Here is a 25,030-nt window from a genome sequence, read left to right on the forward strand (position 1 = left end):
CGAACATCCTGGGTGATGTGGATGGATCAGTCGTCGGAGGGCACGCTGACGGTGCCCCTCACGCCGCTGTGGTCGACGCCGCCGCTGCCGACGCGGCGTACGGTGAGGTTGCCGGCGACGTCGTGCGCGTCCAGGCCGCCGGAGCCGATCTTGCCGGCGATGACGTTGCCGCCGACTTTCTGTGCTTCCAGGCCGCCCGAGCCGATGCTTTCGATGCTGACGTTGCCGCCGACATCGCGAAGGTCGATGTCGCCCGAGCCGACGCTGCCGACGTCGACATTCGTCTTGACGCGGCGTGCCGTCAGATCGCCCGAACCAACCGACAGCACGCGAAGCGAACCGATCGTGTCCAGCTCGATGTCGCCGGAATTGACGTCGGCGGTGACCAGGCCGCGGATGTTGCGGGCCTCGACATCGCCGGAGCCGACATCGGCGCTCATTGCGGCCGCGCCGCTGACGCGCGCATCGCCCGAGCCCACGTCCAGCTGCACCAGTACGTTGTCGGGCACGGTCGCGTTGAGCGAGAGGTAGGCGTAGTTCGCGTTGCCGAAACTGATGCTGATGGTGTCCGCGCGCTCGGCCGTGACGATGATCTTGTCGCCCACGCGCTTCTGCGTGAGCGTCAGTTCCTTCAGTCGATCGGGATTGGACGCGCAGGCCTTGCCCTGTACGGCGCCCTTCGCGCCGGGCGATGCGGTGACGGTGAGGTCGTGCGGGCCGATGGCGAACATCACGGTCTTCACGCCGTTGAAGTCGAGCGTGAGGTTGTGCGGTTCGGAGTGCTTGCATTCGTCGGCGAAGGCCTGGCCGGCGAACAGGGCGAGGGGAAGCAGGGCAAAGGCGACGGTGGGCTTGCGCATGGCGGGTCTCTCCGTGATAGGCCCTACTTGGATGCGCCCGAGGTGCGCACGGTTGCATCGCCCAGCAGGAGCGGTCGCAGCGTCGGCCAGGCGTTGTCGAGCACGCGCGGCTGCGCGGCCGCATTCGGGTGGATGCCGTCGTCCTGCAGCAGCGCCGGCGTCGAGGAAATGTCGCCGAGCAGCGACGGCAGCAGCGCAACGTCGGCGCTCTTTGCGATGGTCGCGTAGGCCTCGCGCAGCAGATTCGCCGAGCCGTCCTTGTCGAAGGCCGGCGGTACGACGAAGCCGAGGATCGCCACCTTCGCGCCCTGCGCGCGGGAGAGTTCGATCAGGCGCGAGAGATCGCGTTCGATGGCATCGCGCTTCGCGCCGAGGATCGCGTCGTTGCCGCCGAGTTCGAGCACGACGACGTCGGGATGGTGCTGTTCGAGCAGGGTGGGGAGTTCGCCGAGCGCGTCGGTCAGCGTCTTGCCGCCGCGGCTCGCGTTGACGATGGCGGGCGGGGTTTTCGTTTCGGTGGCGAGGCGCGCCTGCAGCAGCGAGACCCAGCCCTGCGTCGGCTCCATGCGGTGCGCGCTGCTGAGGCTGTCGCCGACTATCAGGACGGTGTCGGGGGACGCGTCGGCGGCGCGATTGGCGGCCAGCGCGGGAAGCGATGCCGTGAACAGTGCGAAGCAGAGCAGGGCGGCGAACTTCGGGCGCATCGGGGGTTCCTTGGGGACGGGGCGGTGTGCTTGGGGTAGCGAGAGCTATCAGTGGACTTCGTTGGAACGTTCGGCGTCGTGCCGCGGCATTCAATTCGGTCCGATTGAGGCCGCCATCCCTGGCGTCACGCTGCGGGCTTCGGATCGCCCGGCCCGGCCATCCATGACCGGGCGTTCGTCGGAGCGCGCGGCAGTGCCGCGCAAGCGCTCCTCCTCACCCATCCATGGCCGGGCGTTCGCGCGGCGCGGACCAGTGGTCCGCGCTCGCGCTCACCCCTCATCCCTCCAGCGGCGGAGGCGGATCGCGCCGAAGATCATCACCGCGCCGGCCAGCGCACCCACCCACAGCTGCGGCGTGGCGAGGACCGAGTACATCGTGCGAAGGCTCAGCACCGAGTGGATCGCCTGGCGGGCCGTCGACGTCGACGTCGCCCAGCTGCGCCGCGTCGAACCACGAACCCGGGGCCACGCTCAGCAGGCTGCGGGCCACGACGTTCTTCCAGAACCAGCCGGTTTCCAGGTCGAACAGCTGCATCAGGTCGAACCAGCTGACGAAGATGCCGGCGAAGATCGGGATCATGATCGCCCACAGGAAAGGCTTGCTCTTGGCCCAGGCCGAGCAGAGCATCAGCCAGCCCACGGTCGGCAGCGCCCACAGTGCGTACACCGGGATCGATGCGAGCAGGTGCATGCTCACCTTGAGCGGACTCGCCGGGCCCCACAGCATCGTGACCGGGTTGCCGCCGTGCAGCAGCACCGCGAAGCTGTAGACCACCATCGAACCGAACACCGTCGCGATGGCCGCGATGGCGGCGATGGCCGGTGCCATCAATGTCGCGCTGGCGACCTTCGACAGCACCGTGTCGCGATCGGAGATCGGCAGCGACTTCCAGAACAGCACGCTGCGGTCGCGACGATCGTCGTACAGGCTGCCCAGGCAGTAGAAGAACACCACGAAGGCCAGCACGATGAATGGCCAGCTCGCTGCCATGTACAGGCTGGCGTCGATCACGCCCCCGAACTCGTGCAGCTCGCTGGGGCTCATCTTCGCGGTGAGCTGCGAAAGATCCAGTCCGTTGACCTGGAAGCTGCCCCCTTCGACGTTGATCGTCGCGCGGTCGGGCACCTTGCGCAGCAGCACTTCGCCCGCGCCAATGCCCATCAGCGTGAGCACCAGCAGGATCGCGCCGGCCACCAGCGGGGCCCACAGGAAACCGCCCTTGTGCTCCCAGAACTCGCGCCTGAGCAGCATCTTGAACGTGTGCGTGGGGTGCGTCGCCGCTACCGCGGCGGAGCGGGGGAATTCCTGGGATTCGTTGATCGCGTTCATGCGTAGGTCCCCTTCATCGTGGCGACGAACAGATCGGCCAGGCCCGGCGTGCGGGTTTCGCCCAGTCCGGCCAGTCGTTCGCGCGGCACGCCGTCGAACAGCATCACCGTCTTGCCGAAGGGCAGGGCGCGTTCGTCGATCGGCTGCAGCGCGCGGGCCTCGCCGGTGCGGTCGCCGTTGACCAACACTTCGGTGAAGCGTTCGCCCAGCGTTTCCATGTCGTTGTTGAGCACGACCTTGCCGTCGCGGATGAACATGACATCAGTAAGGATGTGCTCGATTTCCTCGACCTGGTGCGTGGTGACCAGGATGGTCTTCTCCTCGTCGAAGTAGTCCTCCAGCAGGCGCTGGTAGAACTGCTTGCGGTAGAGGATGTCCAGGCCGAGCGTGGGTTCGTCGAGCACCAGCAGGCGCGCGTCGATGGCCATCACCAGTGCCAGGTGCAGCTGCACGATCATGCCCTTGGACAGTTCGCGCACGCGCATCTGCGGCTTGAGCTGGGTGTGGGCGAGGAAGCGTTCGCACTTGGCGCGATCGAAGCGCGGATGCACGCCGGCGACGAAGTCGATGGCTTCCTTCACCCGGATCCAGCGCGGCAGCACCGCGACGTCGGCGATGAAGCACACATCGCGCATGAGTTCGTCGCGTTCGGTGCGCGGATCGCGACCGAGCACGCGCAGCTCGCCTTCGAACGGAATCAGTCCGAGGATCGCCTTCAGCGCGGTGGTCTTGCCCGCGCCGTTGGGACCGATCAGGCCGACGATGCGGCCGGCGGGGATCTCGAACGCGGTGTCGTCCAGCGCGAGCTTGTTCTTGTAAGCCTTGCGCAGGCCGCGGGCGCTTACGACCGGGGTGGCTGCGGAGACGAGCGAAGCGGAGGCGTTCATGGCGAGCCTGCCTTGGCCGGGGTGAGCAGGTCTTCGGCGGTGAGGCCCAGTCGCAGGATGCGTTCGAGCACCAGCGGCCACTCCTCGCGCAGGAAGCGTTCGCGTTCGTTGAACAGCAGTTTCTTTGCCGCCTCTTCGGTCACGTACATGCCAAGACCCCTGCGTTTCTCGACGAGAGCCTCGTCCGCCAGTTCCTGATAGGCGCGCGAGACAGTGATGGGATTGAGCTGGTATTCGGCGGCGACCTGGCGCACGGAGGGCAGAGCGTCCCCCGGCTTCAGAATCCCGTCGAGCATCATCGCGATGACGCGATCCTTCAGCTGGCGATAGATCGGAGCGCCGTCGCTCCATTGGATTGCGGTCATGGTTCAGCCCCGCGGTGCGAATGAGATGTAAGGCATGACGAGGGTTTGCCGGCGATGCCGGGCGGCGGTCCGTGCCTTGTGTTCGGATTCGGTGTCGTTCTCGCCGGCGGTCTTCACCGCCTGGGCCAGGGCCGTGGCGGTGGCGATTTCGGCGGCCAGGGTGGCGGCGTCGGCCAGGGTTTCGACCTTGTCGGCCCGGCGTTCGATGCTCCGGGTCAGCGCGTCGAGATGGTCCTGCTGGCTGCGCGAGGCGTCCGATGGCGTGAAGGTCGCGTCGAGCGGCCCCATCTGCACGGCCATGTGTTCGGCGCGGGCCTCGTGCGGGGCCGGCATCGCGAGCGCCAGGCACAGCGCCAGGGCGGAAGCGGAAGCCAGGAGTGCCGTGAGGGAGTTCTGGAACCTGCGGTTCATGGTGAACGTCCTGCTCGTTAGTAGACCGGTGTTGTAGGCAACTATAACACCAAATTACGACCGGTCAACCGGCTTCTACCCAACTGATGGCATAGCCGACGGGCGGAGGGAGCTGGCCTGTTCAGGCGGGAGGCGTGGGTCAATCCGCAAAGCATCCCTGTCGGACGATCCCCTGTCTTTGCGGTGGATGTCCGCTGGCGCACGTCGGTGTGCGGATCCACGGCGCGCATGCGTCGAACGCTTCACGACCTCGTGCGTGGATCGCGTGTAGACACGGCTGGCGATTGCCGATGAGGGCTGGTGCCGCGACAATGCCGGGCTTGCCCGCGCCTGTTTCGATGAGCGTATGCAAGGCGCCGGCACGTGCCGGACACAACACCCATACGGAGTAGGTTCCCCATGAAGGCATTGATGCGCGGCGCCGCCGTGTTGCTTACCACTGCGGCCACGCTGATCGGCGGGGCGGCCTCTGCTCAGGAAAAGAACGTGCTGACGACCGAACGCGAAAAGACCAGCTACATGGTGGGCACCGACATCGCCCAGTCGATCACGCCGCTGTCGCCCGACATCGACCTGGCCGCGTTCCAGCGCGCGATCCAGAACGCCTTCGACGGCGGCAAGCCGCTGATCACCGAAACCGAAGCGCAGACCGTCGGCCCCGCGCTGATGCAGCGCATCGCCGTGCGTACCGGCCAGGCGCCCGCCGGCACGAAGGCGCCGGACGTGCCAAAGGACAAGGTCGCCTACCTGGTCGGCGCCGACGTCGGCCGCTCGCTCGCGCCGATCAAGGACGAACTCGAACTGCCGGTGGTGATCCAGGCCATCCGCACGTCGTTCGACAAGGGCCAGCCGCTGCTGAGCGACGCCGAACTCGGCGCGATCCGCCAGTCGTTCCAGCAGAAGGTGCAGGCCAAGATGCAGGCGCAGGCCTCGCAGCTGGGCGACAAGAACAAGGCCGAGGGCGCGAAGTTCCTCGCCGAGAACAAGACGCAGAAGGGCGTGATCACGACCGGTTCGGGCCTGCAGTACATGGTGCTGCGCCAGGGTTCGGGCCCGCGTCCGACCGCCACCGACCGCGTGCGCGTCAACTACGAAGGCAAGCTGCTCGACGGCACCGTGTTCGACAGCTCCTATGCGCGCAACCAGCCGGCCGAATTCGCGCTCAACCAGGTCATCGCCGGCTGGACCGAAGGCGTCGGCATGATGCCGGTGGGCAGCAAGTTCCGCTTCTGGATCCCGGGCGATCTCGCCTACGGCGCGAACGGCACGCCGGGCGGCCCGATCGGTCCCAACGCCACGCTGGTGTTCGACGTCGAACTGATGGGCATTCTGTAAGAAGCGTTCCGGCGCGCGTCCACGATGCGCGCCGCTCGCAGTGTGCGTGGATCGACAGGCGTGCCGCGTGCTGCGTGGTACGCCTGACGTTCAGTTCGCCGCTGGCAGTTTGTCAGGCCGCAACGCCGGACGGAGTCCCGTTCCGGCGATCTTTCCTTCCTGGAGCTCCCCGATGAAGTTCACTCCGCGCCACACCGGCCTCGCCCTGGCCGTCGCTTCGCTCGCCGCCTTGACCGCCGCCTGCAACAAGCCGGCCGACAACGCCGAAGCCAAGAAGGACACCGCCACGACCGAAGCCGGCAAGGACGGTGCGAAAGCCATCGCGGGCTTGGCGACGGAGAAGGAACAGGTCAGCTACATGATCGGCATGGACATGGCGCGCTCGCTTGAGCCGGTCAAGGGCGAGATCGACCTGGACACGCTGCACAAGGCGCTCAAGACGTCGCTGGAAGGCGGCAAGCCGCTGCTGGACGAGAAGCAGGCCGGCGAGATCCGCGAAGCCTTCGCGCAGAAGATCCGCGCGCAGCAGATCGCCAAGCTCGAAGCCGACGCGAAGACCAACGCCGAAGCCGGCGCGAAGTTCCTCGCCGAGAACGCGAAGAAGCCGGGCGTGACGACCACTGCCTCGGGCCTGCAGTACCAGGTGATCACCGAGGGCAAGGGTCCCAAGCCGACGCCGACCGACGTGGTCAGCGCGCACTACAAAGGCACGCTGCTGGACGGCAAGACCTTCGACAGTTCGTACGATCGCGGCGAGCCGGCGACGTTCGTGCTCTCCCAGATGGTGCCGGGCTGGCAGGAAGGCCTCACGCTGATGCCGGTGGGCAGCAAGTTCCGTTTCTGGATCCCGAGCAAGCTCGCGTACGGTCCGCAGGGCGCCGGCCCGATCGGCCCGAATCAGACCTTGGTGTTCGAAGTCGAACTGCTCGACATCGGCAAGCCGGGGCAGGGCAAGTAACACACGTGTATCCGGGATGACGTTCACCGGAAGCGAGCAGGCTCTTCACTCGCGACTGGTTACCGTGCACCCCTTGCCACGCTCGGAGTAACTGCATGCGCGTCACCATCTTCGGAACCGGCTACGTAGGCCTGGTCACCGGAACCTGCCTTGCCGACGTCGGCCATGACGTGGTCTGCGTCGATATCGACCAGGCCAAGGTCGAAGGCCTCAATCGCGGTGTGATCCCGATCTACGAGCCCGGCCTGGAGCCGATGGTGAAGGCCAACCACGCGGCAGGCCGGTTGACGTTCACGACCGACGCGGCGACGGCGATCGCGCACGGCGACGTGATTTTCATCGCCGTGGGCACGCCGCCGGACGAAGACGGCAGCGCGGACCTGAAGTACGTGCTGGCGGTGGCGCGCACGATAGGCAAGCACCTCGAGCGCCCTGCGGTGGTGGTGAACAAGTCGACGGTGCCGGTCGGCACCGCCGACAAGGTGCGCGCGGCAATCGCCGATGAGCTGCGTACGCGCGGGACCGACGTGACGTTCGAAGTCGCCTCGAACCCGGAATTCCTCAAGGAAGGCGACGCCGTCAACGACTGCATGCGCCCCGACCGCATCGTGATCGGCTCGTCGAGCACGATGGCAGTGGAGCGCCTGAAGCGCCTGTACGCGCCGTTCAATCGCAACCACGAACGCATCGTGGTGATGGACGTGCGTTCGGCCGAGCTGACGAAGTACGCCGCCAACGCGATGCTGGCGACCAAGATCAGCTTCATGAACGAGATCGCGAACATCGCCGAGCGCGTGGGCGCGGACGTAGAGATGGTCCGCCAGGGCATCGGTTCGGACCCGCGCATCGGCTGGCACTTCATTTATCCCGGCGCGGGTTACGGCGGTTCGTGCTTCCCGAAGGACGTGCAGGCGCTGCATCGCACGGCGCTGCAGCACGGCTACACCGCGCAGTTGCTGGGCGCGGTCGAGGGCGTCAACGAGCAGCAGAAGGGGCATCTGTTCGAACTGATCCAGCGCCACTACGACGGCAACGTCGCGGGCAAGACCTTTGCGGTCTGGGGCCTGGCGTTCAAGCCGAACACCGACGACATGCGCGAAGCCTCGAGCCGTCGCCTGTTGCAGCAGCTGTGGGACGCCGGCGCGAAGGTGCGTGCGTACGACCCGGAAGCGACCGAGGAAGCCCACCGCATCTTCGGCGATCGCGATGACCTGACGCTGTGCGATTCGGCCCGCGCCGCGCTGGCCGATGCGGACGCGCTGGTCGTGGTCACCGAATGGAAGCAGTTCCGCAGCCCCGACTTCGCGCGCCTGAAGCAATCGGTGAACGATGCGGTCATCTTCGACGGCCGCAACCTGTACCACCCGGACGAAGTCGAATCGGCCGGGCTGGCGTATTACGGGATCGGGCGTGGCCGCTCGATCCAGACGCACTGACATGCCCGACCAACGCGATGACCTCGAGCAGCGCCTTGTCGACCTGGAAACGCGCCTCGCGTTCCAGGAGCAGGCGCTGTCCGAACTGAGCGATGCACTCGCCGCCACGCGCGGCGAGGAGGCGCGCAACGCGCTGGCGATGCATCGCGTGCTGGAGGAACTGCGGCATATGCGGGCCGCGCTCGCATCCAACCCGTTCGCCGCGGAGCCCTCGCAGGAACCGCCGCCGCCGCATTACTGAAGCCGGCGCACGGTTCACCGTGGAAAGCCGCGCGCCACGGCCGCCGGCTGCCTATACTTCGGGTCTGCAGTCACCCTCCTTTCGCAGCAGCACATGAGCAACAGCCTCCGCGACCAGTTGATGGGCCTGGGCTTCAAGCCCGCGCCCAAGCCCGAGCGCCCCGCGCACGCCAAGGGCGGCAAGCCGGACAACCGGCAGGGTGGCAAGCCCCAGGGCGCCCAGCATGGTGCGAAGCCGCAGGGCGGAAAGCCGCAGGCGGGCGATCGCCGCCAGGACGGACGCAAACCCGACAACCGCAAGCCGGGCCAGCGGCACGGCGGCAAGCCGCAGTCGCGCGAGGACATCGACCTGGCGAAGGCCTACGCCATCCGCGCCCAGCGCGAGAAGGACGAGCGCATCGCCGCGGAAGCCGCCAAGCAGGAAGAAGCGCGCCAGCGTCGCGAAGCGCGCGCGAAGCTCGCCGAGCTGGTCAAGGACAAGGCGCTCAACGACGCGACTGCCGAGATCGCCCGCCACTTCCCGTACGGCGGGAAGATCAAGCGCATCTACGTCAACGAAGCGCAGCTCAAGCAGCTCAACGCCGGCGAGCTCGGCGTGCTGCAGATGGACGGCCGCTACCTGCTGGTCAACGCCGAACTGCTTGCGCAGGCCGAAGCGATCTTCGCCCCCGCCGTGGCGTTGAAGGTCGACCCGAACGCGCCGGCGAATGAGGATCCTTACGCCGATCCGCAATACCAGGTGCCCGACGACCTGGTGTGGTGATCGTTTCCCGGCGGGACGCGCCGACACTGACACCTGACCGAATCCAACGCATGCCCGTCACGGACGACACGCGCCAGCGTTACTTTCCCTACATCGATGGACTGCGCGCGCTGGCCGTGCTTTCGGTCATCGCCTACCACCTCGACGCCCGACTGCTGCCGGGTGGTTTTACCGGCGTCGATGTGTTCTTCGTGATCTCCGGCTTCGTGGTCAGCGCGTCGATGGCGCACCTGCATAGGCCACGGCTGCCCGATTACCTCGGTTACTTCTATTCCCGGCGCATCCGGCGCATCGCTCCGGCGCTGGTCGTCTGCCTCATGCTCACGGGCATCGCGAGCGCGCTCTTCATCCCGCAGGCCTGGCTGAGCGACACCAGCAACGAGGTCGGCCGCTGGGCGTTCGTCGGCCTGAGCAACTTCGTCCTGTTGCGCACCGACGGCGATTATTTTTCGCCGAAGGTCGAGTTCAATCCGTATACGCATACGTGGTCGCTCGGCGTCGAAGAGCAGTTCTACGTGCTGTTTCCACTCCTGTTCTTCGCGTGGGCGTGGGGGGCGCGCGGCCGGAAGTGGTCGATGGCGCTGTTCGCGGCGGGCTTGGTGGCATCGCTGGGCTACGTGATCCACATCGCCGAGGCGAAGCCGGCGCTCGCGTTCTACATGCTGACCACGCGGTTCTGGCAACTTGCGACAGGCGTGCTGCTGTTCCAGGTGCTTTCGCAGGCGAAGGGCGAATCTGGCGCGACGCGGATTCCGGCTTTCGTCGCCACTGCTGGCGCATTCGTGTCGCTGGCGCTGCTGGCCGTCAGCCTGGCAACGGCGCGTGCGGGACATTCTCCGTGGCCCGATTCGGTGCCGGCGGTGCTCGGCACGCTCGGCCTGCTCGGCTTCCTGTATCGCCCCGACGCAGGCGGGCCGTTGCGCGCGCTGCTGGAGAACGGCGGTGTCCGCTGGGTTGGGCGACTGTCGTATTCCCTGTACCTGTGGCACTGGCCGGTGTTCGTGCTGATGCGCTGGACGGTCGGATTGGAGTCGCTGCCGACGCAGATTGCGGCGCTGCTCGTGACGTTTGGCCTTGCCGCGTTTTCGTATTACTTCGTCGAAACGCCGTTCCGCCGCGCCGCGGTGTTCCGCAACGCACACAAGCTGGTGGTGATCGGCGTCGGCGTGATCGCGATCTTCGCCTTCATGGGCGTGTACCGGAAAGTCGGCCGGATGCAGCCGGACCTCTCGCTGAGCGTCACTGCGCAGCACGCCGACGACTGGTATCCAATGGGCCGCGAAACGCGAGCGGTCTATCCCGATTGCGCCGCGACCGGACATCAGGAGGCCGTCGCCGGCGCCGATCTTCGCATCTACTCCAAGTCCTCCTGCACAACGCCGCCCGCCTCCGGACGGCTGTTCGTCATCGGCGACTCGCACGCCGCCGCTTACATGGGCCTCTACGCGAAGCTGGCGGTGGACGCCGGGCGCGACGTCTACCTGTACACGCGCGCGGGCTGCGCGTTTGCGAGCCTGCAGCCCTCGCGCGACTACAAGGCTCCGCACTGCCGGCAGTTCGGCGATGCGGCGCTCGCCGACGTGCAGTCGCGTGCGAAGCCGGGCGATACGCTGTTCCTGCCCGCGTTGCGCTTGCCGCGCTATGCCGATCAGTGGACGAGCATTGATCCGGAGCAGGTGCGCAATGCCGTGTTCGGCGCGGATGCGGTCGCGGGCCGGCACGAAGCGGAGCAGATCGTGCGCGACATGCTCCAGCCCCTGACCGAACGCGGCGTCGCCATCGTGTTCGAAGCGCCCAAGCCGGTGTTCCGCTCGCCGCCGTACCGTTGCGCCGACTGGTTCAGCCGCGGAAATCCCGCGTGCCGCGACGGTCTGGCGATGCCGCGTGGCGAACTGGAAGCGCTGCGCAAGCCGGTCCTGGACTCCCTGGCCAGAATGACCGCGCAGTTGCCCGGCGCGAGCGTATGGGATCCGTTCCCGATCCTCTGTCCCGACGCGACCTGCTTCGTCGAGGACAACGGCCGTCCGCTGTATTTCGATGCCGACCACATCAGCGGGTACGCGAACCGCAAGCTGTTGCCTGGTTTCATGGCGCATCTTTCGGCGACGCCATCCGCTGGGTCGGGGAACGCGCGTCAGGAATGACGAAGGCCGCGCAGGCGGCCTTCGTGTTGGTGCAGCTGTGAGGACGGGGGGCGACGAAGACGCCCCACCTGTCGTCACTCCGGATCGTAATCCAGGTTCGATGCGAGCCAGCGTTCAGCCTGCGCCAGGCTGACGCCCTTGCGTCGCGCGTAGTCCTCGACCTGTTCCTTCGACACGCGACCGACGACGAAGTACTGGCTGCGCGGATGGCTGAAGTAATAGCCAGACACGGCCGCGGCGGGGTACATCGCGAAGCTTTCCGTCAGGCGCACACCGGCGTTGGTCTCCGCATCGAGCAGGCGGAACAGCGTCGCCTTCTCGCTGTGCTCCGGGCAGGCCGGATAACCCGGCGCCGGGCGGATGCCGACGTAGGCTTCGTCGATCAGCGCGTCGTTGCCCAGCGATTCGCTTGCCGCGTAGCCCCAGAACTCCTTGCGCACGCGCTCGTGCAACCGTTCGGCGAGCGCTTCGGCGAAGCGGTCTGCCAGCGCCTTGAGCAGGATCGCGTTGTAGTCGTCGTGGTCGGCTTCGAATCGCGCGACGTGTTCCTCGATGCCGATGCCCGCCGTCACCGCGAAACCGCCGATCCAGTCCTGCCGACCGCTCTCCTTCGGCGCGATGAAATCAGCGAGGCAGAAGTCCGGCCGATCGACCGGCTTGTCGACCTGCTGGCGCAGGAAGTGCAGGGTGGTGGGCGTGCCGTTCGCATCGACGACGACGTCGTCGCCGGTCGCGTTCGCCGGCCACAGCGCGAAGACCGCCTTCGCGGTCAGCCAGCGCTCGTCGACGATGCGCCTGAGCATCGCCTGCGCATCGCGATACAGCTCGCTTGCCTGCGCACCGACGACCTCGTCGGTCAGGATCGCCGGGTACTTTCCCGCGAGCTCCCACGTGTTGAAGAACGGCGTCCAGTCGATGTACTCGACGAGTTCGGCCAGCGGGTAGTCGTCGAACACATGCAGGCCCGGCTGGTTCGGCGCTGGCGGGACGTAGTCGTTCCAGCCACCGTCGAAGCGCTGCGCGCGCGCCTTCTCCAGCGAAACCAGGCGCTTGCCGTCGCCGCGCTGCCTGTGGCGCTGGCGGATCTCGGCGTAGTCGGTGTCGTTGGCGGCGACGAAGTTGCCGCGCAGATCCGGGCTGATGAGCGATTGCGCGACACCGACCGCACGCGAGGCGTCCTTCACCCATACGGTGGGGGCCTTGTAATGCGGGTCGATCTTCAGCGCCGTGTGCGCGCGCGAGGTCGTCGCGCCGCCGATGAGCAGCGGTACCTCGAAGCCCTGTCGCTGCATTTCGCGCGCGACGTGGCTCATTTCCTCCAGCGATGGCGTGATCAGTCCGGACAAGCCGACCAGGTCGGCGTTCTCGGCTTTCGCGCGATCGAGGATCACCTGCGCCGGCACCATCACGCCCAGGTCGATCACCTCGAAGTTGTTGCACGCAAGCACGACGCCGACGATGTTCTTGCCGATGTCGTGCACGTCGCCCTTGACGGTCGCCATCACGATCTTGCCGTTCGATTTGCCGACGTCACCGGTGCGCAGCTTTTCGGCTTCGATGAACGGCAGCAGGTACGCGACGGCCTTCTTCATCACGCGCGCGGATTTCACCACCTGCGGCAGGAACATCTTGCCGGCGCCGAACAGGTCGCCGACGACGTTCATGCCGTCCATCAGCGCGCCTTCGATCACGTCCAGCGGACGCGTGGCCTGCGCGCGCGCTTCCTCGGTGTCGGCCTCGATGTACTGGTCGATGCCGTGCACCAGCGAATGCGACAGGCGCTCGCGCACGGGCTTCTCGCGCCACGCGAGGTCCTCGACCTTCTTCTCGCCCTTCTTGCCCTTGTAGCGGTCGGCGATTTCCAGCAAGCGCTCGGTTGCGTCGCTGCGGCGATTGAGCACGACGTCTTCCACGCGCTCGCGCAGCTCGGCGTCCAGGTCGTCGTACAGCGGCAAGGCGCCGGCATTGACGATGCCCATGTCCATGCCGGCCTTGATGGCGTGGTACAGGAACACGACGTGGATCGCCTGCCGCACCGGCTCGTTGCCGCGGAAGGAGAACGACACGTTCGACACGCCGCCGGAGATGTGGCTGAACGGGAACCGCCGCTTGAGTTCGCGCGTCGCCTCGATGAACGCGACGGCGTAGTCGTTGTGTTCCTCGATGCCGGTCGCGATGGCGAACACGTTCGGGTCGAAGATGATGTCTTCCGGCGGAAAGCCGATCGTCCCGGTCAGCAGCTTGTACGCGCGCGAGCAGATCTCGACCTTGCGTTCCATCGTGTCGGCCTGGCCGGCTTCGTCGAACGCCATCACCACGACGGCCGCGCCATAACGGCGCACCAGCCGCGCCTGTCGCAGGAACTCGGCTTCGCCTTCCTTCATCGAGATCGAATTGACGATGCCTTTGCCCTGCAGGCAGCGCAGGCCGGCTTCGATCACGCTGAACTTCGAACTGTCGACCATCACCGGCACGCGCGCGATGTCGGGCTCGGCGGCGATCAGGTTGAGGAAGTCGACCATCGCGCGCTCGGAATCGAGCAGGCCTTCGTCCATGTTGACGTCGATCACCTGCGCGCCGTTCTCGACCTGCTGGCGCGCGACCACCACGGCTTCGTCGAGCCGGCCTTCCAGGATCAGCTTCTTGAACTGCGCGCTGCCGGTGACGTTGGTGCGCTCACCAACGTTAATGAAGTTGGATTCCGGCGTGATCTGCAGCGGCTCGAGACCGCTCAGGCGCGTCTGGCGGGGGAGGGACATGGTCATTACAGGCAGGGAATCCGTTCGCGATGCGCGGAAAGTCGAATGAGGCGGGGGGCGATCAGGCCGCGGCGACCAGCGACGGCAGTGCGCGCGGCGCGACGCCTTCGACCACCTTCGCGATCGCCGCGATGTGCGCCGGCGTGGTGCCGCAGCAGCCGCCGACGAGGTTCAGCATGCCGGCACGCGCGAACTCGCCGAGCACGTCGGCCATGTCTTCTGGCGTTTCGTCGTAGCCGCCGAACGCATTGGGCAGGCCCGCGTTCGGGTGCGTGCTCACGTACGCGTCGGCGACCTGCGCGAGCACGTCGACGTGCGGGCGAAGGTCCTTCGCGCCGAGCGCGCAGTTCAGGCCGATCGCCAGCGGCTGCGCGTGGCGCAGCGAGTACCAGAACGCTTCGGCGGTCTGGCCCGAGAGCGTGCGGCCGGAAGCGTCGGTGATCGTGCCCGACACCATCACCGGCAGGCGCACGCCGCGTGCGTCGAACGCTTCCTCGATCGCGAACAGCGCCGCCTTGGCGTTGAGCGTGTCGAACACGGTTTCGACCATCAGCACGTCGGCGCCGCCGTCGATCAGGCCGTCGGCGGCTTCGCGATAGGCCACGCGCAGTTCGTCGAAGGTGATGGCGCGGAATCCGGGACGGTTCACGTCCGGGCTGAGTGACGCCGTGCGGCTGGTCGGGCCGAGCACGCCGATCACGTAGCGCGGGCGCAACGGATCGCGGGCTTCGGCGGCGTCGCAGGCTTCGCGGGCCAGACGCGCGCCGGCTTCGTTGAGCTCGCGCGCCAGGTGCTCCAGGCCGTAGTCGGCGAGCGACACGGTGGTGGAGTTGAAGGTATTGGTTTCGATCAGGTCCGCGCCGGCGTCGAGGTACTGCGCGTGGATGCCCTGGATGATCTGCGGCTGCGTCAGGCTCAGCAGGTCGTTGTTGCCACGCTGGTCGCGCGAGCAGCCGCAGTTGTCGCCGTGCACATGCTCGACGTGGTCGTAGGCGTGGTCGTAACCCTTCGCGAAACGCTCGCCGCGGTACGCGGCTTCGTCCAGCTCGTGCTGCTGGATCATGGTGCCCATCGCGCCGTCGATCACCAGGATGCGTTCGCGCAGCAGTTGCTGCAGCGATTGCGCGCGTTCGGGGTTCAGCCAGGGCAGGGTTTCCATCAGGACTTCCTCGTCTTGCGCGCATCGCCGGGCTTGCGGCCGATCAGCGCGATCACTTCGAAATGCGGGGGGCGGCGCTCGCGCGTGACGGTCTCGCAACTGCCCACGTCCAGGCCGGCCTTGGTGGCGAACTTCAGCAGGTCCTTCTCGCTGAAGCCCAGGTTCACGTGGCCGTAGGCCTCGACCACGTTGCGGTGCTCGTGTCGGGCCAGACTGGTGAGCAGCAGCCGACCGCCCGGGCGCAGCACGCGTGCGGCTTCGACCACCGCCTGCGCCGGATGCTCGGCGTAGGTCAGCGCGTGCATCAGCACCACCAGGTCGAAATGCGCGTCCTCGAAGGGCAGGGCGTGCATGTCGCCCTCGCGCACCTCGACGTTCTTGAGCTTGCGCAGGCGCTCGGACGCGGCGAGCACGACCTTCGTGCTCGAATCCAGGCAGACGTAGCGGTGCGAATGCGGGGCGAGCAGTTCGGCGAGCACGCCGTCGCCGGAGGCCACGTCGAGCACGTCGCCCGGCTCCAGCAGCGGCAGCGCCGAACGGGCCATCGCTTCCCAGGTGCGGCCGGGCGAGTAATGGCGCTCCATGTCGCCGGCCACCGTGTCGGCCCAGTTCTGGTCCGCGGCGCGGGAGGCCAGCACGTCGGCCACGCGCTCGGCGTCCTGGCGCAGCAGCGGGTCGTCGCTGCCCTCACGCAGGGTGGTCCAGAGGGCGCGCTGGGCGCCGTCGAGGGCGGCGTCGTCGAAGCGGTAATACGCCGAGACGCCGGAGCGGCGGTCGCGCACCAGCCCGGCCTCCTTCAGCTTGGCCAGGTGGGTGGAGACGCGCGGCTGGGCCAGGCGAGTGATGCCCGACAGCTCGGCCACGGTCAGCTCCTCGCGCTCCAGCAGCGCCAGCAGGCGCACCCGGGTCGCGTCGGCGAACACCTTGAGCCGTGAAGACCAGCCTTCCAGATCCATGCTTCATCAACCTATCGCGATATAGCGATAAGTTTCGGTCCGCGGGGTACCCAGGGTCAAGCGGCGCGGCACGAAGCGTGGTGATAGCGCTCGCTTTCGCGCTTCGCGTCGGGCCGGTTGTTCGAAAACGGGCGGAATCGCGCCCGTATTGGTGATGCGATGCGCTCGCGCCCCTGCGAATCGCGCACGGGACGGCTACAATTCGCAGTCTGTTTTGCCCATCGAACCAAAGACTCAAGCACGAGGTGTCTCTGTGGATTTCCGCTTCACCGAAGAGCAACTGATGATCCAGGATGTGGCCCGCCGCATCGCCCAGGAAAAGATTGCTCCCAGCGCCGAACACCACGACAAGACGGGCGAGTTCCCGCTGGAGAACATCCGCACCCTCGGCGAGAACGGCCTGATGGGCATCGAAGTGCCGGCCGAATACGGCGGCGCGGGCATGGACCCGATCAGCTACGTGCTCGCGATGATCGAGATCGCTGCAGGCGACGCCGCGCACTCGACCATCATGTCGGTCAACAACTCGCTGTTCTGCAACGGCATCCTGAAGTTCGGCACCGAGGAGCAGAAGCAGAAGTACGTGCGCGCCATCGCCGAAGGCCGCGAGATCGGCGCCTTCGCGCTGACCGAGCCGCAGTCGGGCTCCGACGCCACGGCGATGCGCTGCAAGGCGACCAAGCAGGCCGACGGCACCTACGTCATCCACGGCAAGAAGAGCTGGATCACCTCCGGCCCGGTCGCCAAGTATTTCGTGCTGTTCGCGATGACCGACCCGGACAAGGGCGCGCGCGGCATCACCGCCTTCATGGTCGACGGCGATCGCGCCGGCTTCCATCGCGGCAAGACCGAGCCCAAGCTCGGCATCCGCGCCTCTGCCACGTGCGAGATCGAATTCGACGGTTACGTCGCCCAGCCGGAAGACGTGCTCGGCGAAGTCGGCCACGGCTTCAAGATCGCCATGAGCGTGCTGGACGCCGGCCGCATCGGCATCGCCAGCCAGGCCATCGGCATCGCCCGCGCGGCGTACGAGAAGACGCTGGAATACGTGCGCGAGCGCAAGGCGTTCGGCGCGGCGATCGGCACCTTCCAGATGACGCAGGCGAAGATCGCCGACATGAAGTGCAAGCTCGACGCGGCCACGTTGCTCACCCTGCGTGCGGCCTGGCAGAAGGGCGAATTCGACAAGGGCGGCGCACGCTTCAGCAACGAGGCGGCCATCGCCAAGCTCACCGCGTCGGAAGCGGCGATGTGGATCACGCACCAGGCGGTGCAGATCCACGGCGGCATGGGTTACTCGAAGGAAATGCCGCTGGAGCGTTACTTCCGCGACGCGAAGATCACCGAGATCTACGAAGGCACCAGCGAGATCCAGCGCCTGGTGATCGCCCGCAACGAAACCGGCCTGCGCTGACAGGCCGTTCCGGCGACACAGTTTCGGCAAAACAGAAGACCGCACGAACCCGACATGAAACGTTTCGGATCGTCACGCCCCACCGCCTGTCCTGTCGATCGCGGCCGCGATCGTCGTCCGCGCGACAAGGCCGCCAAAACGGCTTCGCGCCAGATCGTGTCCGCGAACCGCCCGTACTGAACCGTATCCCCCGGCCCACGTGAAAGCGTGGGCCTTCTTTCATTGGAACTTTCGTTGCCATGAGCACCAAACGTAACGCTTCCGCCAAACCCGCCGCCAAGGTCGAGACGGCCAAACGCGCTCCGTCGAAGAAGAGCGCCGCCCGCGACGTCCAGAAGGACGACACCGTTTCGCTCGAGCCCATCGTCGAGGCGATGCGCAAGCAGCTGCCCAAGTCGCGCCATGCCGAAGGAGAAGCGTTCATCAACGCCTTCTACAAGCGCATGAGCAGCGACGAGCTGCCGCAGCACGACGCGCAGGGCTGGGCCGAACTGGCCACCGACTTCCTCGATTTCGCCCGCGCGCGCAAGCCGGGTGCGGCGCTGGTGCGCATGTTCAACCCGACGCTGAAGGGCGAGGGCTGGGAATCGACGCACACCGTCATCCAGATCGCCAATGACGACATGCCGTTCCTCGTCGACTCGGTGACGATGGCGCTGGCCGAGCAGGGCATCGGCGTGCACGTGCTGGGCCATCCGGTGGTGCCGTTCGATCGCGACAAGACCGGCAAGATCCTGTCCGTCGGCGAGGGCCAGCCCGAATCGCTGATGCACCTGGAAATCGACCGCCAGCCGGCCGAGGCGATGCCGAAGATCCAGAAGGCGCTCGAAGCCGTGCTGGCCGACGTACGCGCCTCGGTGCGCGACTGGCCGCAGATGAAGGCGAAGATGCTCGCCGTAGCCGACGAACTCGGCCAGCGGAACCTGCCGGTCGACGAAGCCGGCAAGCGCGAGGCGCAGGAGTTCCTGCGCTGGGCCGCCGACAACCACTTCACCTTCCTCGGTTACCGCGAGTACGAAGTCGTCCAGAAGGGCGGCGAGGAAGTGCTCAGCGCGGTCAAGTCCAGCGGCATGGGCCTGCTGCGCGGAAAGGACGTGGGCAAGCCGCGCCTTCTGACCTCGCTCGCCGCGCACTACATGCCGCAGTCGGGCGCGGTGGACGCGCTGATCCTCACCAAGACCAACTCGCGCGCGACGGTGCATCGTCCGGGCTACATGGATTACATCGGCGTGCTGACCTTCGACGCGAAGGGCAAGCCGATCCGCGAGGAGCGCTTCCTCGGCCTGTACACCTCCAGCGCCTACAACCGCCGCCCGTGGGACATCCCGCTGGTGCGCCAGCGCCACAACTACGTGATGCAGCAGTCGGGCCTGAAGCCCGACAGCCACAGCGGCAAGGCGCTGCGCCACATCCTGGAGTCGCTGCCGCGCGACGAGATGTTCCAGTCGAGCGAAGAGGAACTGCTGCGCACGGCCACCGGCATCCTCGGCCTGCAGGAGCGCGTGCGCAGCAAGCTGTTCCTGCGTCGCGACCGCTACGGCCGTTTCTTCTCGGTGCTGGTCTACATCCCGCGCGACCGCTTCAACACCGACGTCCGCCTGCGCATCGAATCGATGCTCAAGCGCGAACTGCACGGCGAACATGTCGATTCATCGGTCACGCTGGGCGGCGAGTCGCCGCTGGCGCAGGTGCACCTGATCGTGCGTCCGAAGACGGGCGAGGCGATCGAAACCGACAGCGCGAAGATCGAAGCCGAGCTGTCCAAGCTCGTGCGCAACTGGCAGGACGATCTGCGCGAGCGCCTGGTCGTGCGCCACGGCGAACAGCGCGGCCTCACGCTCGCCAGCACCTACGGGCGCGCGCTGCCGGCGGGCTACATCGAGGACGTCAGCGCCGACGTGGCTGCCGACGACGTCGAGCACCTGGCCGCGCTCAGCGGTCCGGACGACCTGCGCCTGAGCCTGTACCGCGCGCACAACGGCGACGGCGGCCTGCGCTTCAAGTTCTATCGCCAGAACGACGACATCCCGCTGTCGGATGCGCTGCCGATGATGGAAAACATGGGCCTGCGGGTGATCTCCGAGCACCCCTACCGCCTCAACGCGAACGGCCAGACGCTGTTCGTGCAGGATTTCGAGGTCGAGACCTCGAACCCGAACCTCGACGTGTCCAGCCTCGACGAGAACTTCGAGGAAGCCTTCGCGCAGATCTGGCGCGGCAATGCCGAGAACGACGGCTTCAACCGACTGATCCTCACCGGCAACCTGTCGTGGCGCCAGGTCGCGATGCTGCGCGGCTACTGCAAGTACCTGCTGCAGGTCGGCGTGCCGTTCTCGCAGAGCTACGTGGAAGAGACGCTCAACCGTTACCCGCTGCTCGCGCGCCTGCTGGTGGAGCTGTTCGAAGCCAAGTTCGATCCGATCACCGGCAGTGAATCCAAGGCGCAGATCAAGGCCGGCGTGGAAGCGTTCCGCGCGCAGCTTTCGGTGCTGGCCGGTGGCGATGAAGCCACGCTCGCTGCGCTGGGGCCGATGCTCGAGGCTCGCGCCGGCAAGCGCGAAGCGCAGATCGAAGCCACGCGCGAAGCGCTGAAGGGCCTGTTCGATCGCGTCGCCAGCCTGGACGAGGACCGCATCCTGCGCAGCTTCATCGGCGTGATCGACGCCACGCTGCGCACCAGCTACTACATCCAGTACAAGGACGGCCTGCGCGCCGACGGCGGCCCGGCCGACTACATCAGCTTCAAGTTCGATTCCTCGAAGGTGCCGGACCTGCCGAAGCCGCGCCCGTACCGCGAGATCTTCGTCTACGGCCCGCGCGTGGAAGGCGTGCACCTGCGCTTCGGCCCGGTGGCGCGTGGCGGCCTGCGCTGGTCGGATCGCCGCGAGGATTTCCGGACCGAAGTGCTCGGCCTGGTGAAGGCGCAGATGGTGAAGAACACCGTCATCGTGCCCGTCGGTTCGAAGGGCGGCTTCATCGCCAAGCAGCTGCCGGATCCGGCCGTGAACCGCGATGCGTGGTTCAACGAAGGCGTGGCCTGCTACAAGCGCTTCATCAACGGCCTGCTGGACATCACCGACAACCTCGCCGGCGGCAAGGTCGTTCCGCCGGAGAACGTCGTGCGCCACGACGGCGACGATCCGTACCTGGTCGTCGCCGCCGACAAGGGCACGGCGACGTTCTCCGACATCGCCAACGGCATCGCGCGCGCGCACGGCTTCTGGCTCGACGACGCGTTCGCCTCGGGCGGCTCGGTCGGCTACGACCACAAGGGCATGGGCATCACCGCGCGCGGCGCGTGGGAGTCGGTCAAGCGCCACTTCCGCGCGATGGGGCGCGACAGCCAGAAGGAAGACTTCACCGTCGTCGGCGTGGGCGACATGTCCGGCGACGTGTTCGGCAACGGCATGCTGCTGAGCAAGCACATCCGCCTGGTCGCCGCGTTCGACCACCGCCACATCTTCATCGACCCGAACCCGGATGCCGCGTCGACGTTCAAGGAACGCGCGCGCATGTTCAAGCTGCCGCGTTCGAGCTGGGACGATTACGACCGTTCGCTGATCAGCAAGGGCGGCGGCATCTACCCGCGTTCGGCCAAGTCGATCCCGCTCACCGCCGAAGCGAAGACGGCGCTGGGCATCGACCCGACCGTCTCGGCGATGAGCCCGGCGGAACTGCTCAGCGCGATCCTCAAGGCGCCGGTCGACCTGCTGTGGAACGGCGGCATCGGCACCTACGTGAAGGCGACGAGCGAGACCAATGCCGACGTCGGCGACCGCGCCAACAACGCGCTGCGCGTCAACGGTCGCGAGCTGCGCTGCAAGGTGGTGGGCGAGGGCGGCAACCTCGGCATGACCCAGCTGGGCCGCATCGAGGCCGCGCAGCATGGCGTGCTGCTCAACACCGACTTCATCGACAACTCCGCCGGCGTGGACACCTCCGACCATGAGGTGAACATCAAGATCCTGCTCAACGGCGAGGTGCAGAAGAAGAAGCTGATGCTGCCCGAGCGCAACAAGCTGCTCGCGCAGATGACCGACGAGGTCGCGCAGCTGGTGCTCACCGACAACTACCGCCAGAACCAGGCGCTGAGCCTGATGGAGCGGATGAGCGTGCACCGCCTGGGCTCCAAGCAGCACTTCATCCGCACGCTGGAATCGCAGGGCCTGCTCGATCGCCAGATCGAATTCCTGCCGTCCGATGCCGAGATCGCCGAGCGCAAGTCGCGTGGCCAAGGCCTGACGCGTCCGGAACTGGCGGTGCTGCTGTCGTACAGCAAGATCGTGCTGTTCCAGCAGTTGCTGGACTCCGACGTGCCGGAAGACCCGTACCTGTCGAAGGAACTGGTGCGCTACTTCCCGCAGCCGCTGCAGGCCAAGTACGCCAAGGCGATGGAAGGCCATCGCCTGAAGCGCGAGATCATCGCCACGGCGGTGACCAACTCGATGGTCAACCGCATGGGCGCGACCTTCACCCTGCGCATGACCGAGGACACCGGCCGCACGCCGGCCGAGGTCGCCGAGGCCTACACCATCGCCCGCGAGGCGGTGGACGCGCGCGACCTGTGGGCGCAGATCGACGCGCTCGACGGCAAGGTGCCGGAGTCGGTGCAGGTCGATGCACTGCAGGTCATCTGGCACCTGCTCCGCTCGATGTCGCGCTGGCTGCTGTCGCGTCCGGGCAAGATGCCGGAGATCACCGCCGCGATGGCGCGCTACAGCGATGGCCTCAACGCCGTCCGCGCGTCGCTGCCGACGGTGCTGTCGGGCATGCGCCGCGACGCGTTTGAGGCGCGCATGAACGACTGGAAGGGCAAGGGCGTGCCGGCGAAGCTCGCCGAACAACTCGCCGCGCTGCCGCTGCTGGAGTTCGGCTGCGACATCGTGGAGATCTCGCTCGCCCGCAAGATCTCGCCGGTGGAAGTGGCGAAGGCGTACTTCTCGCTGGGCCAGGCGCTGAGCCTGCCGTGGCTGTACGAGCAGGTCGAACAGCTGCCGGTCGACGGCCGCTGGCAGGCGCTCGCCCGCGGCGCGCTGCGCGACGAACTGGCCACGCAGGCCCGTTCGCTGGTCTCGCAGATCCTTGCCGACGGGGGCAAGAAGCCGGTCGAGCAGAAGGTCGACGCGTGGCTCAAGCGCGACGACTCGTCGCTGCGCTTCACGCTGGCGATGTTCGCCGACCTGCATAACCAGAAGGCGCTGGACTACCCGACGCTGTCGGTGGCGGTGCGTCGTTTGGCGCAGGTCGCTGCGGCCGGGGCGTAAGCCTTCGCGGTTCGCGTGTTGAGGAAAAGCCCGGCTTCGGCCGGGCTTTTTTTCTTTGTTGCTAGGCGCGGCGCCACACCGGATCGGCACGCCCGAACCGCTCCCTCACGTCATTCCCGCGAAGGCGGGAATCCAGCGACTCTTCCCGCTTGACCAGCGGCCTCGCCGGTCGCAGCGCTCATCCGGGGTCGGGGACATCAACGTCCCTGCAACGAAGCGGCCCAACCTGCCAGCGCGACGACCACGCGCCACCGGTTATGCTGCCTCCCTCGACCCCGGAGCCGCCGATGACCGCGACGCCCCGCATCGCCTTCCTCGCCAGCCACGCCGATGGCGCCCAGCGCGCCCTCGAAACCCTCACCGCCATGCACGGCCAGCACGCGCCGGAAGACGCGGACATCCTCGTCCCGCTGGGCGGCGACGGCTTCATGCTCGCCACGCTGCATCGCTATGGCGGCCTGGGCAAACCGGTGTACGGGATGAAGCTGGGGACCGTCGGCTTCCTCATGAATCAGCACGACGGCGACGGCCTGCTCGGACGCCTGCACGCCGCCGAGCCCGCGGTGCTGCGGCCGCTGGAGATGGTCGCCCAGACCGAATCCGGTGCGACGGTCGGCTCGCTGGCCTACAACGAGGTCTCGCTGCTGCGCCAGACGCGACAGGCCGCGCACCTGCGCATCGACCTCAACGGTCAGACCCGGCTGGACGAACTCATCTGCGACGGCGTGATGGTCGCCACGCCCGCCGGCAGCACCGCCTACAACTTCTCCGCGCACGGGCCGATCCTGCCGCTGGGCGCGAACGTCGTCGCGCTAACGCCCATCGCCGCGTTCCGCCCGCGCCGCTGGCGTGGCGCCGTACTCAAGGCCGATACCGAAGTGCGCTTCCACGTGCTCGATCCCTACAAGCGCCCGGTCAGCGCCACGGCCGATTCGCACGAAGTCCGCGACGTGGTGGAAGTCACGATCCGCGAATCGCACGACCGGACCGTCACGCTGCTGTTCGATCCCGAGCACAACCTGGAAGAGCGCATGCTGGCGGAGCAGTTCGTCGCCTAGCGGACAGCGCGCAGGAAGGGCCGCGTCGGTCGCAATCCGCGCGACGGCGCTGCGGCATAATCGCCCCATGCCCGACCGTGATGCCGATCCGCTGATCGTCGCGATTTCCTCGCGAACCCTGTTCGACATGGAAGAGAGCCACGCGCTGTTCGAGCGCGAGGGCATCGACGCCTATGCCGATTTCCAGCGTTCGCACGAGGACGACCTGCTCACGCCCGGCATCGCCTTCCCGCTGGTGCGCAAGCTGCTCGCGCTCAACGACGGTGCGCCGCCGGAAGCGCCACGCGTCGAGGTGATCCTGATCTCGCGCAATTCGGCCGACAGCGGGCTGCGCATCTTCAACTCGATCGCGCATTACGGGCTGGCGATCAAGCGCGCCGCCTTCAGCAACGGCGCGCCGCCGTATCCGTACATCCGCCCGTTCAACGCCGACCTGTTCCTGTCGGCCAACGCCGAGGACGTACGCAGCGCGCTGGCCGCCGGCGTGGCCGCGGCGACGCTGCTGCCGGCCCGCGCGCCGCAGCAACGCCACGACCAGCTGCGCATCGCGTTCGACGGCGACGCGGTGATCTTCGACGACGAAGGCGAGCGCGTCTCGCGCGAGGGCGGCCTGGCCGCGTTCACCGAACACGAGCGCAGCCATGCCGCACAGGCGCTGTCGGGCGGGCCGTTCCGCGGGTTCCTCGATGCGCTGCATCGGCTGCAGCAGGCGTTCCCGACCGGGCAGGCCTCGCCGATCCGCACCGCGCTGGTCACCGCGCGTTCGATCCCCGCGCACGAACGCGTGATCCGCACGCTGCGCGAGTGGGACATCCGGCTGGACGAGGCGCTGTTCCTTGGCGGCCGCTCGAAGGGGCCGTTCCTGGAGGCGTTCGGCGCAGACATCTTCTTCGACGATTCCGAGCACAACATCCTGTCGGCCCGCGACCACGTCGCCGCCGGGCACGTGCCGCACGGCGTGGCCAATCCGCTGGTCGTGAAGTAACG

The 25,030-nt window shown here is 67.2% G+C and carries 18 protein-coding genes and 1 pseudogene; 10 read left to right on the top strand and 9 right to left on the bottom strand.

Annotated features, from left to right (window positions below):
- Nucleotides 1-26 precede the first annotated feature (26 nt).
- From ABIE51_RS09025 to ABIE51_RS09050, 6 genes are all read right to left on the bottom strand, one after another.
- Nucleotides 27-860: a DUF4097 family beta strand repeat-containing protein gene (locus tag ABIE51_RS09025; protein WP_192630465.1), complete on the bottom strand. Its 834-nt coding sequence runs from the start codon at nucleotides 858-860 to the stop codon at nucleotides 27-29.
- Between the two features lie 23 nt (nucleotides 861-883).
- Nucleotides 884-1,564 carry a GDSL-type esterase/lipase family protein gene (locus ABIE51_RS09030; protein WP_192630466.1) on the bottom strand — a complete coding sequence of 227 codons (681 nt, stop codon included), beginning with the start codon at nucleotides 1,562-1,564 and terminating at the stop codon, nucleotides 884-886.
- A 277-nt stretch (nucleotides 1,565-1,841) separates the two neighbouring features.
- On the bottom strand, nucleotides 1,842-2,894 hold the full coding sequence (locus ABIE51_RS09035) for a hypothetical protein (protein WP_354503884.1): 1,053 nt from the start codon (nucleotides 2,892-2,894) through the stop codon (nucleotides 1,842-1,844).
- Entirely contained in the window at nucleotides 2,891-3,781 is an 891-nt protein-coding gene (locus ABIE51_RS09040) for an ABC transporter ATP-binding protein (protein WP_192630467.1), read from the bottom strand. Before ABIE51_RS09040 ends, ABIE51_RS09035 begins: the two co-directional genes overlap by 4 nt.
- Nucleotides 3,778-4,146: a GntR family transcriptional regulator gene (locus tag ABIE51_RS09045; protein ID WP_115840567.1), complete on the bottom strand. Its 369-nt coding sequence runs from the start codon at nucleotides 4,144-4,146 to the stop codon at nucleotides 3,778-3,780. Before ABIE51_RS09045 ends, ABIE51_RS09040 begins: the two co-directional genes overlap by 4 nt.
- Before the next feature lie 3 nt (nucleotides 4,147-4,149).
- Nucleotides 4,150-4,557, bottom strand: coding sequence for a hypothetical protein (locus ABIE51_RS09050; RefSeq protein ID WP_192630468.1), 408 nt, complete (start codon nucleotides 4,555-4,557; stop codon nucleotides 4,150-4,152).
- A 399-nt stretch (nucleotides 4,558-4,956) separates the two neighbouring features.
- Here ABIE51_RS09050 and ABIE51_RS09055 point away from each other — a divergent pair, with 399 nt between their 5' ends.
- The 6 genes from ABIE51_RS09055 to ABIE51_RS09080 all read left to right on the top strand — a co-directional run bounded on the left by ABIE51_RS09055 (nucleotide 4,957) and on the right by ABIE51_RS09080 (nucleotide 11,433).
- Nucleotides 4,957-5,892 carry an FKBP-type peptidyl-prolyl cis-trans isomerase gene (locus ABIE51_RS09055; protein ID WP_115840565.1) on the top strand — a complete coding sequence of 312 codons (936 nt, stop codon included), beginning with the start codon at nucleotides 4,957-4,959 and terminating at the stop codon, nucleotides 5,890-5,892.
- 172 nt (nucleotides 5,893-6,064) lie between these two features.
- Nucleotides 6,065-6,850 carry a BamJ family beta-barrel-assembly machinery protein gene (bamJ, locus tag ABIE51_RS09060; protein WP_192630469.1) on the top strand — a complete coding sequence of 262 codons (786 nt, stop codon included), beginning with the start codon at nucleotides 6,065-6,067 and terminating at the stop codon, nucleotides 6,848-6,850.
- Between the two features lie 95 nt (nucleotides 6,851-6,945).
- The gene (locus tag ABIE51_RS09065; RefSeq protein WP_192630470.1) at nucleotides 6,946-8,286 is read left to right on the top strand and encodes a UDP-glucose dehydrogenase family protein; all 1,341 of its coding nucleotides are present in this window, start codon (nucleotides 6,946-6,948) and stop codon (nucleotides 8,284-8,286) included.
- Between the two features lies 1 nt (nucleotide 8,287).
- The gene (locus ABIE51_RS09070) at nucleotides 8,288-8,527 is read left to right on the top strand and encodes a SlyX family protein (RefSeq protein WP_115840562.1); all 240 of its coding nucleotides are present in this window, start codon (nucleotides 8,288-8,290) and stop codon (nucleotides 8,525-8,527) included.
- A 93-nt stretch (nucleotides 8,528-8,620) separates the two neighbouring features.
- Nucleotides 8,621-9,289, top strand: a complete 669-nt coding sequence (locus ABIE51_RS09075; RefSeq protein ID WP_192630471.1) for a DUF2058 family protein — start codon at nucleotides 8,621-8,623, stop codon at nucleotides 9,287-9,289.
- A gap of 50 nt (nucleotides 9,290-9,339) precedes the next feature.
- The gene (locus tag ABIE51_RS09080; protein ID WP_192630472.1) at nucleotides 9,340-11,433 is read left to right on the top strand and encodes an acyltransferase family protein; all 2,094 of its coding nucleotides are present in this window, start codon (nucleotides 9,340-9,342) and stop codon (nucleotides 11,431-11,433) included.
- A 74-nt stretch (nucleotides 11,434-11,507) separates the two neighbouring features.
- Here ABIE51_RS09080 and metH read toward each other — a convergent pair whose 3' ends face one another.
- The 3 genes and pseudogenes from metH to ABIE51_RS09095 form a co-directional block, all read right to left on the bottom strand.
- Nucleotides 11,508-14,192 (bottom strand): methionine synthase, encoded by a 2,685-nt coding sequence (gene metH, locus ABIE51_RS09085; RefSeq protein WP_192630473.1) that lies wholly within the window; start codon nucleotides 14,190-14,192, stop codon nucleotides 11,508-11,510.
- Nucleotides 14,193-14,253: 61 nt separating this feature from the next.
- A complete protein-coding gene (locus ABIE51_RS09090; RefSeq protein WP_192630474.1) occupies nucleotides 14,254-15,351 on the bottom strand; it encodes a homocysteine S-methyltransferase family protein in 1,098 nt (365 codons plus the stop codon).
- 26 nt (nucleotides 15,352-15,377) lie between these two features.
- Nucleotides 15,378-16,307, bottom strand: a pseudogene (locus ABIE51_RS09095) (ArsR/SmtB family transcription factor); the annotation flags it as partial.
- A 220-nt stretch (nucleotides 16,308-16,527) separates the two neighbouring features.
- On the opposite strand from ABIE51_RS09095, the gene ABIE51_RS09100 reads away from it, so the two are divergent.
- The 4 genes from ABIE51_RS09100 to ABIE51_RS09115 all read left to right on the top strand — a co-directional run bounded on the left by ABIE51_RS09100 (nucleotide 16,528) and on the right by ABIE51_RS09115 (nucleotide 25,028).
- A complete protein-coding gene (locus ABIE51_RS09100) occupies nucleotides 16,528-17,721 on the top strand; it encodes an acyl-CoA dehydrogenase family protein (protein WP_386837508.1) in 1,194 nt (397 codons plus the stop codon).
- Between the two features lie 239 nt (nucleotides 17,722-17,960).
- On the top strand, nucleotides 17,961-22,985 hold the full coding sequence (locus tag ABIE51_RS09105; protein ID WP_192630475.1) for an NAD-glutamate dehydrogenase domain-containing protein: 5,025 nt from the start codon (nucleotides 17,961-17,963) through the stop codon (nucleotides 22,983-22,985).
- Nucleotides 22,986-23,272: 287 nt separating this feature from the next.
- A complete protein-coding gene (locus ABIE51_RS09110) occupies nucleotides 23,273-24,043 on the top strand; it encodes an NAD kinase (protein ID WP_192630476.1) in 771 nt (256 codons plus the stop codon).
- A gap of 67 nt (nucleotides 24,044-24,110) precedes the next feature.
- Nucleotides 24,111-25,028 carry a 5'-nucleotidase gene (locus ABIE51_RS09115; protein ID WP_157029951.1) on the top strand — a complete coding sequence of 306 codons (918 nt, stop codon included), beginning with the start codon at nucleotides 24,111-24,113 and terminating at the stop codon, nucleotides 25,026-25,028.
- Nucleotides 25,029-25,030: the final 2 nt, after the last annotated feature.

Origin of the sequence: Lysobacter sp. OAE881, from assembly GCF_040546665.1 — a bacterium.
GTDB classification, from domain to species: Bacteria; Pseudomonadota; Gammaproteobacteria; order Xanthomonadales; family Xanthomonadaceae; genus Lysobacter_J; species Lysobacter_J soli.